Below are 19,425 nucleotides of genomic sequence, written 5' to 3'. Positions count from 1 at the left end.
TATGAGTGCCAATTGTAATTGCTGTAATCATACGGATAGTGTAGTGCCTGTGGCGGTAACCAACCGTCCGGGGCTTAGTACTATTCAATATCGCGTAGGCACACAGCCTGAATTTAAAGCCAATATGCTTGCCCGGCTCAGTGGCCAGGGGCAGGATATATTGCGGCAGTTTACCAGCCGTAACAACGAAGACTTTACCATTAGCCTGCTGGATGCCTTTTCGGTAGTAGCCGATGTGCTTACCTTTTACCAGGAAAGAATTGCCAACGAATCGTATTTACGCACGGCCAAAGAACGCCTGTCGGTGTTGCAGATGGCCCGGTTAATAGGCTACGAACTGCGTCCCGGTGTAGCGGCAGCCACCTGTGTGGCCTTTACACTGGAAGACACGCCCGGTGCTTTAAACCCGGTGCAGATCAATAATAAAACCACCAGCCCGGTAGAAGGCGTTCCGCCATTAAGTTTGCCACAGGGCATTAAAATACAAAGTGTGCCCGGCCCCGACGAGCAGGCACAAACATTTGAAACCATCGGGTCTATTACCGCCCGTGCCGAATGGAATGCCATGCGCCCACGACTTACCCAGCAACAGGCAGTAACTACCACCGGCAAACTGGTAGTATTGAAAGGGGCCGATAATAATGTAAAACAGGGCGATGTGCTGATGATACGCACCGGCACCTCCTTTGCATTGAAAAAGGTGTTGAAAGCAGTGGTAGACACTACAGCTAATAATACTACTGTTTACTTCGACCTGAGTGGGGTAATGCCGCCATATACACCGCCTTCGGGTGTAAGTGTGGGCAATGTAAACGAGTTTGATGCGGTTACCGATATCACCAATACAGTGGTAAGCACCATCAGCGCTAAACAATGGAAGGAAGAAGATCTAAGCACGCTGGTTCAGTCTAAAAAATGGAATGCCTTTGCCTTGCAAAACAGTGTATCCAAGGCTATTGAGCAATCTACATCACCCACAGGCCAGGTATTCATCTTCCGTAAAAGAGCTTCGGTGTTTGGATATAATGCTGCGATGCAAATGGCAGATGTTACTACAGGCACGCCGGCTAAGGCCAAAGTGAAAGAAAACACAATAGAAGCAATAGACGCTACCGCTACAGTTAAAACCCCGCATTTTAGCTGGCTGGAATGGGATCTGGAAGAGGTTGCCGCCACACTTTACCTTGATAGCACTTACGACGAAACCATTCCCAACACCTACATAGCTGTTCAAAAAGCCACTACAGCCATTGCAGATATGGATATATATGCTGTGCGCGATATCAGCCAGCAAGCCCGTAGCGCCTATGGCATCAGTTGCAAATGCAGTAAAATATCATTAGGTTATAAAACATCTTTACCCGATCAGATACCACCCGCAGCCAACACCACCAACTGGTGGGGCACAGGTACCACACTCGCTGCTATACGCAATATATCGGTGTTTGTACAAAGCGAATTATTACCACTGGCATCCCTGCCCATCACAGGCAGCATCAGTGGCAAAACTATCACGCTCAACCGCTGGTATCCCGGCTTAAAAGCAGGGCAACTGGTGGCGCTCACGGGCGACAGGGCTGACCTCCCGGGTACCAGCGCCAGTGAAGTAATGACACTGGAAACGGTGATAGTGCAAAAAGGGTTCACCGTAGTTACCTTTACACAGGTGTTAAGCTACACCTATGTGCTAAGTTCCGTTACTATCAACGGCAATGTGGCTATCGCTACCCATGGCGAAACGGTTACCGAAATTCTGGGCAGTGGTGATGCATCCAAAGCCTTTCAAAGTTTTAACCTGCGGCAGCCACCACTTACTTATATCAGTGGCGCTTCTGCCAGTGGTGCACAATCTACCTTACAAATATGGGTGAACGATCTGTTATGGACAGAAGTACCTTACTTCCTGGGGCATACCGCAGAAGAGCGTATCTACATTACCCGGCAGGATGATAACGCGGTAACCACTGTAACCTTTGGTGATGGTATAACCGGTGCCAGGTTACCTGGTGGTCAGGAAAATATAAAGGCGATCTATCGCAAAGGCATAGGCACCGGCGCTTTGGTAAAAGCCAACCAGCTTACCCAATTGCTTACCCGCCCCCTGGGTGTGAAAAGCGCTGCAAACCCCATTGCGGCCACAGGCGCCGCCAATGCCGAACAACTGGAAAATGCACGGGCCAATGCACCACTTACGGTGCTAACGCTGGATAGAATTGTAAGCCTGCAGGATTATGAAGATTTTGCCAGGGCCTATGCGGGCATATCCAAGGCCTTAGCTACCTGGACATGGAAAGGCCAGCGACGCAATGTGTTTATTACCATAGCCGGTATTAATGGCGCTACAGTAGCTACCAGCAGTGTATTGTATACTAATTTACTGAAATCGATACGTGATGCAGGCGAAAACTATGTGCCCTTAACAATGGCATCTTATGTACCCCGGTATTTTCGCCTGAGTGCAAATGTAAAAATAGACGCTGCCTACAACAACGATAAAGTATTGGCGGCCATTAATACCCAATTGAGAGCTGCCTTTAGTTTTGATGCCCGCAATTTTGGCCAGCAGGTAACCGCCAGCGAAGTAATAGCCGTGATACAGAATGTGCCTGGTGTTGCGGGGGTAGACCTGGATACCTTGTACCGCTCGGAAAACGCTGCCGGCTTCCACTATATTTTACCTTCCAATGCACCTGTAACCGGCGATGATACCGTGTTTGCAGCAGAGCTGCTGATCATTGATCCCAAGCCAATCACCATCAACATTATTACATGAGTTTTGATATAGAACATTTATACAAGTTGTTGCCTGCGGTGTACCGCATTCGCGACCTGGAAGGGATTGCCCCATCCTTGCCCGCAGAAGACCAGCATGGCCCTTTAAAAGACCTGCTATCGGTATTGGCCGAGCAACTGGGCGTGCTGGAAGAAAACCTGGCGCAGCTGTATGATGATCAGTTTATAGAAACCTGTGCCGAATGGGTAGTGCCTTATATTGGCGAGCTGGTGGGCACCCGTGGCCTGGCAGCGTTTCCCGGCGCTACTTTTAGCCAGCGGGCAGAGGTGGCCAACACTATTATGTACCGCCGCCGCAAAGGCACGGCAGCTATTTTACAGCAACTGGCGCACGACATTACCGGCTGGGATGCCCTGGTGGTAGAATATTTTCAACTGCTGGCCACTACCCAATATATGAACCACCTGCGGCCGCAAAACCAGGCTGTAACCAGTGTGCGCAACTGGGAACCTTTGCAGTATATAGCAACTCCTTTTGATAAAACACCGCGTACCGCAGATGTGCGCAGCATAGCACGCAACAGAGGCAAATACAATATACCCAATATAGGCATCTACCTTTGGCGTTTGCAACGCTTTACCGCTTCACATGCACCTGCTTACCGGTTAGATGACCAAAGATTTTATTTTCATCCATTGGGTTTGGATATTCCCCTCTATAATACCACACTACAACCCGTTGCCGGTAAAACGCCTGGGATAGCCGTGACTGTAAACATGCCTATTAACCGCCGGGTAGCGGCCGCTTACCTGGATATGTATTACGGCGAAGACAAAAGTATACTGGTGTTTCAGGATGATGTGCCGGTGTTACCAGGCTACAATAGTTCACCTGCCACGCCCGTAAGTGACCTGGTAAGCATTTGCAACCTCAGTGATGTTACCGATCAGTTTGGCAATGTCATTGGCTGGGGCAACATGCCTGCTACCAAAATAGCCATCGATCCGCAATTGGGCCGTATTGCTTTTCCGGCACCGGTGCCGGCCAATGTAAATATCTATACCCATCACTACTACGGGTTTAGCCGGGAGATGGGCGGGGGAGAGTATGGCCGCACCCATACGTTTAATCTTGACCTGGAAAAAGTGGCTATACTAAAAGTGCCTGGCGATATGCCTGCCATCACCGATGCCTTGCAGGCATTGGCATTAACAGGCGGAGTAATTGAATTAACTGATAACGAATATTATACCGACACGACCGCTATTACTATAGCGGCGCAAAAGAATATAGAAATACGGGCAGCAGACAACAGGCGTCCGGTGTGGGCGCTGAGTGGTTATATAGATATAACGGGTGGGGCCGATACACAGCTGTCTGTGAACGGTATTGTAATAAGTGGCGGTGGCTTACGGGTGCCGGCTAATGGCACCAGTGGTGCCCCCAATTTACTGGGTGCTTTACAGCTACAACATTGCACGCTGGTGCCTGGTCATACACCTGCTATCAAAAATGTGCCGGCACAGGCCGCACTACCTCGGGTGGTGGTGGCTGCTGCCGCTACTGCAGTCACCATTGGCAATTGTATTTGTGGCCCTGTGTTGGTGACAGAAGATGCTGCAGTGCAAATAACCAATAGTATTATAGACGCCGGCAGCACCAGTGCCGTAGCCTATAGCGCTCCCGATGGCAACAAGCCAGGTGCGCCCCTTTCAGCCGAAAATGTAACCTTTGTGGGCAAGGTAAGCGCTATGATACTGGAAATGGCTTCCAACACCATATTCTACGCAAAGCTGGCTGATGCCGATAGCTGGACCGCTCCTTTATATGCCGAGCGTTTGCAGCAGGGCTGTGTGCGTTTTTCTTATGTGCCGCCTGGTTCGCGCATACCACGTCCCTTTAACTGTGTACCTGCTGCTACCGACGATCCGGTAGTGGTGCGGCCTGCCTTTACCTCGCTGATATATGGCGATGCCGGCTATGCACAACTAAGCAATAGTTGCACAGAACGCATACGCAAAGGAGCAGATGACGGCGCAGAAATGGGAGCGTTTCATCATTTATATCAACCGCAACGCGAAGCCAATTTGCGCCTGCGCCTCAACGAATACCTGCGTTTTGGATTGGAAGCAGGCATATACTACGCATCTTAAATTCTTTATCAAACCTTATAGGAGGGCCTAACAATGCCAGGGGATTTTTCCAGGAAAATATTCAATAAGCAAAAGCACTACAGCGGCGTGCTCATGCAGCAAGGTCGTGTGTTGTTGGATGCCGATTGGAACGAGCAGTTGGACATTCAGCAATACCGCACCTTTACAGAAACCACCGACGTAATAGGACAGTCGGGTGTGCCTAAGAACAACGAAGGTTTTAAAATAGGAATAGCCACCGGTGGTACAGATTTAAGCATTGCCGCAGGCCGCCTGTATGTAGAAGGCCTGCTGTGCGAACTGGAAAGCGGGGTTACCTATTTACACCAGCCATCCTATCCCGCACCTGCTACAGGATTCTTTATCGGGAGCCCGGTAGGAAGTCCGCCATCCAGTCCTCCTACCAGTCCGGTAGGTAGCCCGCCATCACAGTATATAAACCTGCAGGATGGCACGTATATCGTATACCTGGAAGCATGGCAGAAAGAAGTGAATTTCAGGGATGACATGCGCATACAGGAGGTGGCTTTAGGCGAAGCAGATACCACGGTGCGCCTGCAAACCACCTGGCAGGTAAAGCTATTGAAAGTAGTGCCTGGCAATGCATCGCCCAACTGCAATAATGTATACCAGGAATGGACAAACTTAGTGCTGGCCCCTTCCAATAAGTTAACGGCCAAAACAGTACACGATACCGGCAACACCAATGCCTGCCAGTTATCGGCCACTGCGGGTTACCAACGGTTAGAGAACCAGTTATACCGTGTTGAAATTCATAAACCGGCAGGTAATGGCCTGTCTATGGGCACCTTTAAATGGTCGCGTGACAACGCTTCGGTAGAAACGGTGATTGAAAAAGTAGCGGGCAATATTATAACAGTAACAGATACCGGTAAAGATGATGTGCTGAATTTTGCCATAGGACATTGGGTTGAGATCATTGATGATATAGCTGCCAATAATGGAACACCTAACGACCTGATACAAATTACCGATGTAAACAAAAGCACCCGGGAAATCACCTTATCTGCTTCTGTAGCTGCTTTTACCGGCAAACCTAATCTTAAATTACGCCGGTGGGATCAAAGTGGCGTAACCGCTTCGCCACAAGGCATAGTGATTACCAATGGCTGGGTAACACTGGAAGATGGGGTACAGGTAAAATTTGAAAACAACACCAACCGTTCAGGTGATTACTGGCTGATAGCTGGCCGCACCGCTACGGGCGAAATAGAATGGCCACCTTACCAGGTGCCTAACACGGCGCCACAGGCTTTATTGCCACAAAACCCACCGCACCGTTTTACGCGGCTGGCATTGTTGCAGGTGCAAAGCGGCCAGGTGGTAAGCCTGCTGGACTGCCGTAAAAAGTTTCCGCCGCTTACTGCCATCACCGCATCAGACGTATCTTACGACAATACAAAATGCACGCTCAATGGTGCCAAAACAGTGCAGGAAGCACTGGACTTACTTTGTGCCAGCAGGCAGGGCAGCTGTATATACCAGGCCATACCCGGCCCGGGCTGGGAGGGAGTGTTTGCCACTATACCCGATGGGCAGGATGCGCAGATCTGTTTTCAAACAGGCGATTATCCCATGAGCAGAACCATTACGGTACGCAATAAAGGCCATTTAAAACTGGAAGGCTGTGGCTTTGGCACGCGACTGCTGGGCAAAGGAGATGCAGGCATTGTGTTTGAAAGTTGCGAATCTGTACTCCTGCGTGATATCTATGCCGAAACACAAGCCATAGGATACGGCCAGCGATACGATCCGCTTGCTTTTATCGATTGCCGTCGCGTACATATCACCCATGTATATGCCAAAAGCGGTGCTTCGCCAGATACCAACACCTGTTGTATATACATACGCAACAAACCGGAATTACCAGGAGAAGTAATTGTGCAGGATTGCCTGTTAGAACCCGGTTACCAGCAGCAGGGGGTAGTAGTGATCAATGCCACCAGAAGCTATATTGCCAACAACACCATACGGGTATATGAAAAGCCCAAAGTGCTTACGTTGGAAAATATGATGCAGTCCAGTACTTACCGGGCAGCCTTACGTTACCTGATCCTTTCCAACACGCGGTTTAAATCGCAAGGCACCTGGCAGAACATAGCATTGACTTCGGCCAATTATATGCTCAGCTTTAAAACATACAAGCTGTTAACGCTGGAAGACTGGCTGAAACTATACAACGAAAACAGAACAGACCGTGTGCTAAGGCCCGGAGCGTTGCAATTGTTTTTATACAAGCTGGTAGATAAACTTTTTGCCGATGAAGCTTTACGCAATAAATATAAAAACTTCAGAACGCTGGTGCTTTCTACTATTAACCAGGATGTGGCTATGGCCGCTAAAGGTATTGTAGTGGCGGGCCAACTGGCAGGGGATGTGCAAATACTGAATAATAATATTTCGGGTGTAAGGCAGGGTATACATGTAGGGCTAAGCCATTACCCCGGCGGTAAAGGCGATTTTGACATTGCCGATGTAGTGCGTATAGCGGGCAATACCATTGACCTGTTACTCAATTCCACTGCAGCCAATGCCGACAGGCATGGCATATTTGTAGGAAATAATAACTCTGTGAACATTCACAATAACGTGGTAAAGCTTACCAGGATGGATAATGCAGCTGAGCTAACAGTGGATGGTATTGTAATATGGGGTAAACTGGGGCCTAAAATTACCATCGCAGAGAATCATGTGTACAGTACCGATGGCAATTCGCGCAATGGTTTTACTTATGGCATACGTATACAAAGTGCCACTACTATCACACCCACGTTTGTACCTGGTTTATGGATTATCAGCAGCAATATGGCGCCGAGCAAACTGGCTACTATTAAAGCGCCTGGATACTGCGTGTTAGTGCCTAATACGAATGCTCCGGCAGTCTTTATTAATTAAAATAAAATATATCTAATAAATTATTCAAAATAATTTGTTGGAGTAAAAATAACATCTACCTTTATACAGTACTACTTTCCTATGGTATAGGCCCGTTTGTTAGTTAGTCGGTGCATTTAGTATCGGTTGCGAAGCTTAGGGAGGGTTCGATTCCCCAGTAGTACTCTATAAGAGGTTAACACAGTTAGCCTCTTTTTTTATGCCATTTATTTTCCGGCAAACAAACACCATTCATTTACGCTTTCTTCCCCAAGGCTATTAAAACCTGGTTATTATGGCTAACACACTTCCATTGGTATCCTGCATTATGCCTACTTATAACAGGCGGGAATTTGTACCCGATGCCATACGGTATTTTCTGCGGCAGGATTACACACACAAGGAACTGATTATTATTGATGATGGCACCGATGCGGTGCAAGACCTGGTGCCACAGCATCCTGCCATTCGTTATTACAGGCTGGATAATAAAATTACGCTGGGTGCCAAGTTAAACATGGCCTGCCAATATGCAGCAGGGCCTATTATAGTAAACTGGGATGACGATGACTGGTATGCCGAACGCCGGTTACGCTACCAGGTAGACGCCTTGCAACAGGCAAATACAGATGTATGTGGCATCAACCAGCTACTGTATTACGATCTGCGCCATAAAACAGCCTATAAATATAGTTATCCTGTAGATCAACGCGTGTGGCTGCTGGGCAGCTCGCTATGCTACACCAAAGCATCGTGGCAACGCAATCCCTTTGCTGATATTAATGTGGGCATGGATGGATTGTTTGTATGGAATATGTCGGCCGACCGCGTTACGGTATTGCCCGATGTTACCTTTTCCGTGCATATGATACACAACAACAATGTAAGCCCTAAGCAAACAGAAGGCAACTGGTGGCACACCTATCCCGTGGAAGAAATTGTAAAGGTGATGGGAGAGGACTGGGCAGTATATAACAGTGAAGGGCTACAACCGGTAGAAGAAGTTCCATTGTTTACGCGTAAAGCAACTGTAGTAACAGCGCCTGCTATCACCGGCCCTGTAAGGCGTTTGCAGAATGTATATGCCTGCCTGGTACACGAAAATGAAGATTGTATTATTGACCTGGTGCGTAACCTGCATTACCAGGATGAGCAGGCGCATATTATATTATACAACGGCGGGCAAAACCCGGCCTTGTTCCGCAGTAAATTCCCCTATGCACAATACAATGCCGTCATACATCCTGACCCGGTTCCTGCACGCTATGGCTACTTACATTCCTTTGCTTTAAGCTGCATGGCCTTTGCCCTGAAAAAAACAACATTTGATGTATTTACTATTGTAGACTCTGACCAGCTGGCGCTGAAAAAAGGATACACAGAACATATCAGCGCCTACCTGCATCAGCGCCCTCATGTGGGTATGTTAAGCAGTAAAGCAGAACAGCTATATGGCCATACCGATATCTATCCCGCCACACTGGCCTTTAAAGAATATGAACTCTGGAAACCATTGTTACAGCAGTTTCCGGATGGAGAAAGTAAATTCCTGCATTGGACATTCTGGCCCTCTACCGTATTTACCGTACAGGCCATACGCGACCTGGTACAATTATTTAAAGAGAATGCCCTGTTACAGCATATCATGAGCAAATCGGGCATCTGGGCTACAGAAGAAATTGTATTGCCCACCTTAACCCGGCTGCTGGGCTACGAAATAGCCACCAACCCTTGCAGCTACGATTATGTAAAATATAAAAGGGACTTCAACCTGCACGATCTGCAACATGCATTACAGCTGGATACTGCTTACTGGATACACCCGGTGCCCCGCAGATACGATAATCCGTTGCGCACCCAGCTACGCACACATCTGAAAGAATATACCACCGGTAAACACATCCCCCCATCCAATAACCAACATATGGAAGCCATATATACTACCAGCATTTTACAACGTATACGCAATATAGAAGGCTGGCTTGATGATGCCGAAGCCGAATTGTTAATGAGCACCTCTTTAAAAGCCTGTATTGAAACAGAAGGCGATAAAACAGTGGTGGAAATAGGTAGTTACCAGGGCAAAAGCACGGTGCTGCTAGGCAGTGTTATGAAAACTTATTTTCCCAAAGGAATGGTCTATGCTATAGACCCGCATGGCGGCGTAGTAGGAGCAGCCGATCAAAGGTTGGAAAGTACAGCCCCTACATTGGCTATGTGTAAACGGAATATTGCCCAGGCAGGTGTGAGCGATGTGGTTACCCTGATACAGGCGTACAGTTTTGATGTAGCATGGGATAAACCTGTCAGCTATCTTTTTATAGATGGATTACACGATTATGTAAATGTGGCGCGCGACTTCTGGCATTATGCAGGCTGGTTACAGCCCGGCGCTTATATCGCGTTTCACGATTACGCCCATTATTACCCCGGTGTACAGGCCTTTGTAAACGAACTACTGGCCAGCAACCAGTACCGGAAAGTAGCCCTGGCCAGCAGCCTGATGGTGATACAGAAAACAGGATTTTAATTTTATCATACATGCCATCCAAACGTCCCCGCGCCGTAGTCACTATGGCGCACAATGAAAGTGTATTTCTGCCTATCTGGTGGAAATACTATTCCCGCTTTTTTGCAGCGGAAGACATTTATATACTTGATCATGAAAGTACCGACGGCTCTACTTCAGGCCCCGGCTTTGTAAGAGTGCCGGTAAGTCACCCTGTGGTAGACTGGGGCTGGCATCGGGATATGCTGCAACAACAGCAACACCAGCTATTGGAAAAATATGAAATGGTGCTATGTACCGATGCCGATGAAATTGTGGCCCCGCATCCCGATACAGGCACCCTTGGTGATTATATGGATCGCTTTGGGGGTGGCTTTGTTAACTGCACCGGATACGAGGTGTTGCATAATACCACCACGGAACAACCACTTGATTTTTCAAAGCCCATACTGGAGCAACGTGGAGAATGGTTTCCTAACCCTGCTTACTCCAAGCCTTTGCTGGCCACCGAGCCTATGTACTGGCATGGAGGGTTACACAGCCGGGTAGACGGGCAAACGCGGGAAGACCGGTCGCTATACCTTATACACCTCCACCGTATGGATTACGATATCTGCCACCAGCGGCATATGCAACGCATGTCTAAGCCCTGGAACAAAAGAGATGTGGACGAAAATTGGGGATATCAGAACCGTATTACAGAAGCGGAACAATTCAAACACTGGTTTTATAACGACAGCAGCTGCAACGGAGTGCATGTGCAACCAGAATCCATTCCGGAAGCATTCAGAGCGCTCCTGTAACCATCCGTTTATTTTTTGCTAAACCAATCGCCATGCGAAAAAAAATACCTGCACCAACCGTAGCGCCGGTAACGGAAGCCACGCCGGTGCCGCCTATTGCCAAACAGGCCCTGGAGGGCAACGGCAAGCCACTGGATACGGCTTTACGCACTGAAATGGAGCCACGTTTTGGACATGACTTTTCTAATATACGCATACACTCCGGCGACCAGGCTACCGAAGCAGCAGGCGCTGTGCAGGCCAAAGCCTATACGGTAGGGCAGGATATTGTATTTGGCCATCAGCAATACCAGCCGGGTAACATACAGGGCCGGCAGCTGATTGCACACGAACTGGCCCATACCATACAACAGGGCGAAGTAAGCAAAGCCGCCACATCCTCCCTTTCTTTTAACAACCAGCATAACGGCCTGGAACAACAGGCGCATAAAGCCGCCGGGCAGGTAAGCGGTGGCCCGCAAAAGACTACGGGTATAAGCGAGGGGGCATCTCCTTCCATTATGCGTACACCCGCAGCCCCTGACTATGATGGCGTAACGGCTAAGTACGACCGCAGTAAGGTTACAATTGATCCTATAGAAGATGTAGTGATAGCAGATGCGAAAGCCAAAAATGTGAACATAGCTATGAACGACCCCGAAATAGAGCATCTTACCTGGGAGATATATGGCCCCGGGGATGTGTATATAACAGGACGTTCTACTACACGCGGCGGTGCAAAATCTACCTCATCGCCCTTTGAGGTGCGCCCAGATATGCTCAGCAAAGGACAGGGCAGGTATACGCTGCGTTGTACCGCACGTAATAAAACCCATCACCCCATATATTATGCAGACAGCACTTTTTATGCGTACACCACCACGCCTGTTGCCATGATGAATAAGGCGGGATTAAAGAACATAACAGATAGTCCCGGCACACATACCTTTGGCGAAGTAGGAGGAGCCAAGGCGCGTTCTATGATGCTGGAACATAAAGAGTCGGTAGCAGCTACCGGCACCGGCACCATGCAGGGTAACCGTTGCGGTTCGGCTGCGCCATCGGGAGTTACTGCATCAGATTGTACCAACTATGTGCTGGATGTATTAAAATATACTTTCAATGCACAGGGCAGGGCAGCCGACTGGACTAAGGTGTTTCAGGAAGCACAGAAAACCAGTAATGGAAAATTCAAAGGCAATGAGCTGGTAAAAGCCTTGATCAGCCAGGCTGGCTGGAAAGCAGTGTTTTGGGCGCCCGACCCCAGAAATCCCGGGGATGGCAAACCCGAAGCTTCTGTGGCTAATAATGGTGTAAAAAAGAATAAAGAATATAAAAGTTCTAATGAGAAAACCGGTATACCGGTTGACCCGGATAAGTCCGTTATAGAATACCGCCGCACCGAGCCTATTAAGCAAAACAACATGACCGGTATTGATAAGCTGCATAAAATACCACTGGCGGTAATTACTGCGCGGGGTGGTACACATATGACTTTGCTGATCAATGGAGTAGTATACGAAGTGCATTGGGATAAAGGGCCGGATGACCCCAACGTGCTGGAAGCAACCCCATTGGAAAAATGGGTATGGGAGTCAGGCGCCATTGTAATGCCCGCCGAAGATTATAACAAAGCATTCTAAACAGATATCATATGCATCAGCCAATAGCAGCACCAGCTGCTAAACCCTCAGTTGCCCCGGTAATCGAAAGCAAGGTGATTCAGAAATGTGGCTGCGAACACAAATCGGCGGAAGGTGGAGAATGCGACAGCTGTAAGAAAAAGAAAGAAGGACAAATACAACGTGCGGCCACAGATGAACGCACACAGCCGGAGATTCCGGGTATTGTACAGGAGGTATTACAATCAAAGGGCGAACCGCTGGACACCTCTATCCGTCATTTTATGGAACCTCGCTTCGGGCACGATTTCAGCCGGGTGCGTGTGCATGCCGACACCAGGGCAGGCCAATCGGCCCAGGCCATTAACGCACTGGCCTATACTTCGGGAGAGCATATTGTATTTGCGCCGGGGCGCTACCAGGGAGGAGATTCTGCCGGGCGGCAGCTGATAGCGCATGAACTTACCCATACCATACAACAGCAACGTATGCAACATACTGGCCCGTTGCGTATTGATGATGCACACAGCGCTTACGAGCAACAGGCGCATCAAACCGCAGCACAGGTGGCTACGGGAGGTAACCGGCAGGTTACAGGCGCTATAGCCCCCGTGGCCACTGCTCAAATTTCCCGTGCCGATCCTGGTGCTGTAGGGTATACCATGCGGTTAGGCAATGCGGCAAGAAGTGGCATCCGTTTTTTTCCCAACAATGTTACGGATACAGTGGTAGGGCCTGTAACTATACAGGGCGGGTTGCTGAACGGAGCTGCCAGCCGCCTGAATGTAATTGTAGCAGAGGGAATGAGTATACGCAGAATTGCCAGGGAAATACTGCCCCTATGGTTAACGGCCACCCCTTTTACGCCGCCTGGCGCAGCATCTCCTTTACCATTGGACAGAATTACCGATGAAGAGTTGGCCCAGGCCTTACTGGTATATAATGAGTATTATCTGCCTGTGCCCGCTATGACCAACTGGCGGGCAGGCGTGCGCTTGCCTTTGCCGGTAGAAATAGACGATACTACGCATATAGGCACTTTACACCCTTTACAGATAAGGGCGCTTGCCGGTGGATTTACCGCAGCCATGCAACCCGCTTTGGATATGCCTGCCGCTGCCAATGCAGCACAACCCGCAGCAACCGTTCAGGCAAATGCTGCGGCATTTTTAGCATCCCATGCAGATGCCTTATCCAGGGGCATTCATTTAAATGCACTGGCGCTTACCAATGCAGTGGCTGCGCAACCGTTAATTACAGAAGTGTTTCGCCAACTGGGCGCTTCGGGATTTGATGTAGCGTTGGAATTTGCCAATAATATGGTACTGCCCGAAGCGCGTTTACTGGCAGCCCAAAGAGATGGTGCAGTCATTATAAGAGTAATACAGCAGGCACTGGCATTGATGCCTGCAACGCCCACTACTGCCCAGCAGGAAGGAGTAACCCGTGCCGGCAATTTATTTGGGGGTGCGGGAACAGCTACTGCACCACCTGATGCAGCGCGCACACTTCCGGAAAAAACAATTACGATAGATACTTTAAGAATGTTTGGAGCTACAGCCGATCCGGCTAATCATGTGGCTTTTGCCAACGCTATTTATTCACAATGTAACGTGCGGGTGGTACACGGGGTAAACGCTACAGCTACACAGGCACAAACCAATGCATTAATAGGCGATACCGACCTGGCCACCTCTATGGATGCCAGTTCTACAACTCCGGAAGCAACACGCTTATTTAGAACCGGAAGCGCTATGTTTGGCCTCAATGCCCGGTATCGTGCCTTTTTTGTACATACGTTTTCAGGTATTGATGGCGGTAGAGCGTATTCTACAACAGGAGGGCCGGGAACAAGCATACTATTACGCAATAAGGCTGTAGTGCAGGACATTGCAGACGCAGCCACACTGGCGCATGAACTGGGGCATATTATTATGCACCAGGAAAATCACGATGCAATAGGGTTAATGAGTCCAAGTCCAACAGGCTTTATCAGGCAACCATCCTTAACAAATGCACAGTGTACTACATTTTACAACAACGCATAACCCATCTGGAATACTTACAAAAAAGCGGCTGGTAGCCGCTTTTTTTATTCCGTTTATCGATAGTTGTTGTTATTATCGTAGTTGTTGTTGCTATTATCATCGTTAAAAGGTCTGGCCTTTTTCTCTTTAATATTGAGCGGGTGCTGGCCTACCATTTTACCTTGTAAACCTTCCATGGCAGCAATAGCCTGACGGTCTTCTCTAAATTCTACAACACCTTTACGGGTACTTTTTAAAGTAATTGGATCGTAAAAAATTTTAGAATAGGCTACCCAACCGAAGGGAGCAAACAATCTTTGCAAATCGTATTTGTCAAAATCGGGGGGTAAGGATGATACCGAAAGCCTCATAATGAATTCAATTGGTTATAAAAATAATGGTTGTTGGAAATAAGGGTTATGCGTTAAAACTGAAAGGTACGTATAAACCGCGTAATCATGCAGTTCTATTGCATTTTCCTTGTTTTCCGGTAGGCAAAAGAAGGTTTTTTATCAAAAAAAGTCTTGTTTGATCCCTAATTTCTTCATTTTGGAATACAAAGTGGCGGCAGGAATACGTAAAACTTCGGCGGCTCCTCCCGGGCCATACACTTTTCCCTTGCAAGCTTTAAGGGTGTTTAATATATGTTCGGTTTCAATTTCTTTCAGGGTTTTTACCGGGCCATTGTCAAGGGTGTATTCCGGTTCTGCCATTTGCGGCAGGTTCACCTCCTCTATACAATTGGTATAAGCCAGCAGCACATGACGCTCTATCAGGTGCTCCAGTTCGCGCACGTTACCCGGCCAGTGATAGCCTTGTAACTGTGCCAGCGCCGCAGCGCTGATGCTGTTCACCTTCATAGGCGAAGCAGGACCGTATTTACGGATAAAATGATAGGTGAGGGCTTCCAAATCATCCTTACGCTTACGTAACGCGGGCAATTCTATCGGAAACACGTTCAAGCGATAATACAGGTCGAGCCGAAACCGGCCTTCCGCCACTTCCTTCTCCAGCTGCCGGTTGGTAGCTGCCACCACGCGCACATCGGTTTTAATAACCGTATCGCTCCCCAGCCGTTCCACCTCTTTTTCCTGTAACACGCGCAGCAGTTTCACCTGTGCATCCAGGGGCAGTTCGCCTATTTCATCCAGGAATATAGTACCGCCATGCGCCTGCTCAAACTTTCCAGCACGTTGTTGCACCGCACCGGTGAAGGCGCCTTTTTCATGCCCAAACAATTCTGCTTCTACCAGGCTTACGGGCAAGGCTGCACAGTTAATGGTAACAAATGGGCCGGCTTTCCGGTTACTATACTGGTGAATACTTTGAGCTACTTTTTCTTTTCCGGTGCCGCTTTCGCCTAAAATGAGCACGGAAGTGGTAACCGGCGCTACAATCTTAATCTTTTCAATCACATCTATTAAGGCGGCATTCTCACCTATAATGCCCGGAATATCATTCACCCGGTTAACAGCAGGTCTTTGCTGCACCTGTGCCGTTTCGGTTTGATACCGGTAACGGGCTATATCCAGCATCACAAACAAATCTCTTTCGCGAAAAGGCTTTACCAGGAAACCGTAGGGGTGGGTGGCCTTGGCAGCTTCCAGTATCGATTGATTGGTGTTGGCAGAAATGAACAGGAAAGGTATTTTTTGCTGCATCAGCTCACGCGCCAGATCAATACCGGTTAACGACCCTTTCAGCATAATATCCAGCAACACCCAATCCGGACTTTGTGTAGCTACCAGCTGGCGGGCCTGCTCTACCGATGAGGCAATACCACAGGGCTGGTAACCAGCTTTGTGCAGCATCAGACGCAAATCGTTGGCAACAATAAATTCATCCTCTACAATTAAAATCTTCTCTTTCTGTATCATGGCTATAGCATCGTGTTTATGGTTGCCGGATTACCATTTATCTCCAGCTGTCGATTAAGCGGAAAGTGGATAGTAATAGTAACCCCATTGTGATTGTTAATATAAAATACCCCACCCAGTTGCTCACTTAACCCATTCATCAGGCTCATACCCAGCGACTGACATTGGTGGATGTCAAAACCCTCAGGCAAACCAACACCGTTATCCGAAATGGTAAGCAGGCAATAGTCATCCTCTTCTTTTTCGAAGGAAATATGTATGGCACCAGTGCGATTGTCCGGGAAAGCATACTTGATAGCATTGCTTACTGCTTCGTTTAAAATAAGTCCCAACGGAATAGCCTGCACCACATCCAGTTCAATGGTTTGGGAGTGAAGGGTAAAACGTATCCTTTTATCTGTATGAAAACTGTAACGCATGTAGGTGACCAACTCGCGTATATACCAGTCCATATCAATACAGGCCATATTATCGCTCTGGTACAGCTTCTGGTGTATTAACGACATGGCATGCATGCGGTGCTGGCTGTTGCGTATTGCAGCCAGCGCGTCTTCATTGTTCAGATAGGCCGACTGGGTGTTTAATAAACTGATAACAATTTGCAGGTTGTTTTTTACCCGGTGGTGAATCTCGCGCAGCAGCCACTCTTTTTCCCGCAACACATTTTTCAGCAGCTGATTTTGCGTATTAATTTCCTCCTGCTTGTTCTGCAATTGCAAATTCACCCTTCTCTTTAATCGGTAGCTGCTAAAGCTTAGCAACAGCAGCAATGTTAACAGTAACGCGCCGCCTATTAAAATTTGCGAGGTGAGCTTTTCCTTTTGTATGGTTTTATGCTGTAGTTCGTTCTTTTGGGTAAGCAGTTGAATGTTCTTATCCTTTCGTTCTGTTTCAAATTCTACTTCCAGGTTATAGATCTGTTTGCTTTTTTCAATATTAAATACCGAATCGGAATAGGCCTTATACAACTTATAATGCTCCAGGGCAGAAGCCAGGTTACCGGTGGCAGAGTCCATTCTAAACCATTCCAGCTGGTTTTGCGAACGGATATTGTTGTTGCCCGATCGCATGGTTATATTGTCCAGCTCCTGCACATACGGTAACATTTGCGAATACTGCCGGGTAGAAAATAAATAACGGATAATAGCCTTGTATATATTAGGCTGGTTGGGGTCGTCTCTGTCAATGGTTACATGAAACTGTAGCAGCTGCTTATAATAAAAATCCATTTTATCCCGCTGCTTCAGGCTTTCATATACATTGAAAAAGATATAAGGAACACGAATGCGGTTTTGTAAGTCAACAAAATTCCAGTTACGCAAACTGTTGAGCATACGAATGGCATCGTTATACCGGTGCATGCGGTGATATAAATGCGCAATGTTACAGGTGATGGTACCAATGTAACCCGTGTCTTTAAACTGCTGCGCTATTTGTAAAGACTTCTTCCAGGTGTTGATAGCAGAAGAATCCTGGTACAATTGATAATAGGTCAGTGCCAGATGGTTATAAATAGAGCTTACCTGCAGGCTGCTATCCTGCATATCTTCCGCTGTTTTTGCCGCCATTAAGCCATACTTCAGGGCCAGGGTATAATTACCCATCTGCGCATAAATATTGCTGAACAGATTGTATACCCCCTGCATATCGGCAAAATGAATGGAGTCGTAAATCAATTGTGCCTGGTGCAGGTAGGCCAGAGCTTCTACATGGTTGCCCTTTATCTGGCTAAAGTCGGCCAGCATTTTTAATGAGGTGGCTTCACTTTGCTTTTCATCGGCTTCTTTAAACAGCTGTATGGCCAGCTTATACAGCCGCATTTTTTCATCCAGGTTTTCCCGGGCATTGCTTGCCAAATGCGCCAATGACACATTGCATTCCGCTTCTGTGGCCAGCAGGTGATGCTCCCGGCAAAATACCAGGGTAGCATGTAACAACTGTCTTGATTGCTCAGGCTGTCCTTTTTCAAAACAAATATTCGCTTCCAGTAATTGTGCCTTTCCTTTACCTGCAGCATAATTCAGTGCAACACTCATACGGGCTGCTGCACGGCAAATTAATAAAGCGCTATCCAGATCTTTAGGAAGCTCGCCGGGATTTTCCAGGTAATACCTGCCTAAAACCAGCAACAGATCCACTCTTTCTTTACTGTTGGAAGCCGACTGCGCTAACTTTTCATGAATAACCTTTATATCTCTTCTGTAAGGCTGGGAATAAGCTGTAGCATATACACAAAGTAGAAGCACTACACTAAAACAGAGGTAGCGAAAGCGCGTGAAGCAATACGCCTTAGGTATTATTGGTATAGTATGCCCTTTTAGTATGATATATCACTGGTTCTGCTAAGCCCATTGGCAATTTAGATGCCAGCAGCCTAAATGGTTGAAATTGATGCTGTTGTATAATTCACCCGCAAACGACACCTAACGGCATATCGTAATTTCATGATATCATTTGCGAAAAATAACAAATCCGTCAGGATACACCAGCAAAATTAAGTGATTAAGAATGAATAAAATGAACAGGAGCTGTACAGGTAAGGATGAGTAAATTTAGCCATTAACTGTATAAAAGTAACTAAAAAAGTACAATGCCGGTTATACTTGATATTAGGAAAGACATAAGATACCTACAGGGAGCAGAAGATGCTAATCAGGAATGTGCTTTAAAAATGTTGAAAGAAGGGATTTCATTTTCTCTTATTCAAAAAATTACCGGACATACTTTAGAACAGCTTAAAAAAATGGAAGAACAGCTAAAAGCTTCCTAGTTAACATAGCAGGTGATTATTGAGATTATTATTTGCAGGTAGATAATGAATAAAAT

At 47.5% G+C, this 19,425-nt stretch carries 11 protein-coding genes; 8 read left to right on the top strand and 3 right to left on the bottom strand.

The genetic code is table 11. The features are described from left to right. Position 1 precedes the first annotated feature (1 nt). From FLA_RS12640 to FLA_RS12610, 7 genes are all read left to right on the top strand, one after another. On the top strand, positions 2 to 2,773 hold the full coding sequence (locus tag FLA_RS12640; protein WP_076380865.1) for a putative baseplate assembly protein: 2,772 nt from the start codon (positions 2 to 4) through the stop codon (positions 2,771 to 2,773). Continuing rightward, the gene (locus tag FLA_RS12635) at positions 2,770 to 4,887 is read left to right on the top strand and encodes a hypothetical protein (RefSeq protein WP_076380863.1); all 2,118 of its coding nucleotides are present in this window, start codon (positions 2,770 to 2,772) and stop codon (positions 4,885 to 4,887) included. The genes FLA_RS12640 and FLA_RS12635 overlap by 4 nt, the downstream gene beginning before the upstream one ends. Before the next feature lie 93 nt (positions 4,888 to 4,980). Further along, positions 4,981 to 7,803 (top strand): DUF6519 domain-containing protein, encoded by a 2,823-nt coding sequence (locus tag FLA_RS12630; RefSeq protein ID WP_144264104.1) that lies wholly within the window; start codon positions 4,981 to 4,983, stop codon positions 7,801 to 7,803. Positions 7,804 to 8,077: 274 nt separating this feature from the next. Continuing rightward, on the top strand, positions 8,078 to 10,312 hold the full coding sequence (locus tag FLA_RS12625; RefSeq protein ID WP_076380860.1) for a glycosyltransferase: 2,235 nt from the start codon (positions 8,078 to 8,080) through the stop codon (positions 10,310 to 10,312). Between the two features lie 11 nt (positions 10,313 to 10,323). Beyond that, entirely contained in the window at positions 10,324 to 11,094 is a 771-nt protein-coding gene (locus FLA_RS12620) for a glycosyltransferase family 2 protein (RefSeq protein ID WP_096510974.1), read from the top strand. A gap of 32 nt (positions 11,095 to 11,126) precedes the next feature. After that, positions 11,127 to 12,716, top strand: coding sequence for an eCIS core domain-containing protein (locus tag FLA_RS12615; protein WP_076380856.1), 1,590 nt, complete (start codon positions 11,127 to 11,129; stop codon positions 12,714 to 12,716). Between the two features lie 11 nt (positions 12,717 to 12,727). Continuing rightward, positions 12,728 to 14,743, top strand: coding sequence for an eCIS core domain-containing protein (locus tag FLA_RS12610; RefSeq protein ID WP_076380854.1), 2,016 nt, complete (start codon positions 12,728 to 12,730; stop codon positions 14,741 to 14,743). Between the two features lie 53 nt (positions 14,744 to 14,796). Here FLA_RS12610 and FLA_RS12605 read toward each other — a convergent pair whose 3' ends face one another. The 3 genes from FLA_RS12605 to FLA_RS12595 all read right to left on the bottom strand — a co-directional run bounded on the left by FLA_RS12605 (position 14,797) and on the right by FLA_RS12595 (position 18,845). Further along, the gene (locus tag FLA_RS12605) at positions 14,797 to 15,093 is read right to left on the bottom strand and encodes an RNA recognition motif domain-containing protein (protein ID WP_076380852.1); all 297 of its coding nucleotides are present in this window, start codon (positions 15,091 to 15,093) and stop codon (positions 14,797 to 14,799) included. Between the two features lie 141 nt (positions 15,094 to 15,234). Then, positions 15,235 to 16,599 carry a sigma-54-dependent transcriptional regulator gene (locus FLA_RS12600; protein ID WP_076380851.1) on the bottom strand — a complete coding sequence of 455 codons (1,365 nt, stop codon included), beginning with the start codon at positions 16,597 to 16,599 and terminating at the stop codon, positions 15,235 to 15,237. 2 nt (positions 16,600 to 16,601) lie between these two features. Continuing rightward, positions 16,602 to 18,845 carry a tetratricopeptide repeat-containing sensor histidine kinase gene (locus tag FLA_RS12595; protein ID WP_096510972.1) on the bottom strand — a complete coding sequence of 748 codons (2,244 nt, stop codon included), beginning with the start codon at positions 18,843 to 18,845 and terminating at the stop codon, positions 16,602 to 16,604. A 344-nt stretch (positions 18,846 to 19,189) separates the two neighbouring features. Between FLA_RS12595 and FLA_RS12590 the strand changes: the two genes are divergently transcribed. Beyond that, positions 19,190 to 19,369: a hypothetical protein gene (locus FLA_RS12590; RefSeq protein ID WP_076380847.1), complete on the top strand. Its 180-nt coding sequence runs from the start codon at positions 19,190 to 19,192 to the stop codon at positions 19,367 to 19,369. The last annotated feature ends 56 nt before the right edge of the window (positions 19,370 to 19,425 follow it).

This window comes from Filimonas lacunae, from assembly GCF_002355595.1.
GTDB lineage: Bacteria > Bacteroidota > Bacteroidia > Chitinophagales > Chitinophagaceae > Filimonas > Filimonas lacunae.
This window is presented reverse-complemented; position numbering and strand designations above follow the sequence as displayed.

Coding starts and splice junctions, on each gene's coding strand:
- FLA_RS12640 (WP_076380865.1), top strand. CDS start 2: ATGAGTGCCAATTGTAATTGCTGTAATCATACGGATAGTGTAGTGCCT.
- FLA_RS12635 (WP_076380863.1), top strand. CDS start 2,770: ATGAGTTTTGATATAGAACATTTATACAAGTTGTTGCCTGCGGTGTAC.
- FLA_RS12630 (WP_144264104.1), top strand. CDS start 4,981: ATGCAGCAAGGTCGTGTGTTGTTGGATGCCGATTGGAACGAGCAGTTG.
- FLA_RS12625 (WP_076380860.1), top strand. CDS start 8,078: ATGGCTAACACACTTCCATTGGTATCCTGCATTATGCCTACTTATAAC.
- FLA_RS12620 (WP_096510974.1), top strand. CDS start 10,324: ATGCCATCCAAACGTCCCCGCGCCGTAGTCACTATGGCGCACAATGAA.
- FLA_RS12615 (WP_076380856.1), top strand. CDS start 11,127: ATGCGAAAAAAAATACCTGCACCAACCGTAGCGCCGGTAACGGAAGCC.
- FLA_RS12610 (WP_076380854.1), top strand. CDS start 12,728: ATGCATCAGCCAATAGCAGCACCAGCTGCTAAACCCTCAGTTGCCCCG.
- FLA_RS12605 (WP_076380852.1), bottom strand. CDS start 15,093: ATGAGGCTTTCGGTATCATCCTTACCCCCCGATTTTGACAAATACGAT.
- FLA_RS12600 (WP_076380851.1), bottom strand. CDS start 16,599: ATGATACAGAAAGAGAAGATTTTAATTGTAGAGGATGAATTTATTGTT.
- FLA_RS12590 (WP_076380847.1), top strand. CDS start 19,190: ATGCCGGTTATACTTGATATTAGGAAAGACATAAGATACCTACAGGGA.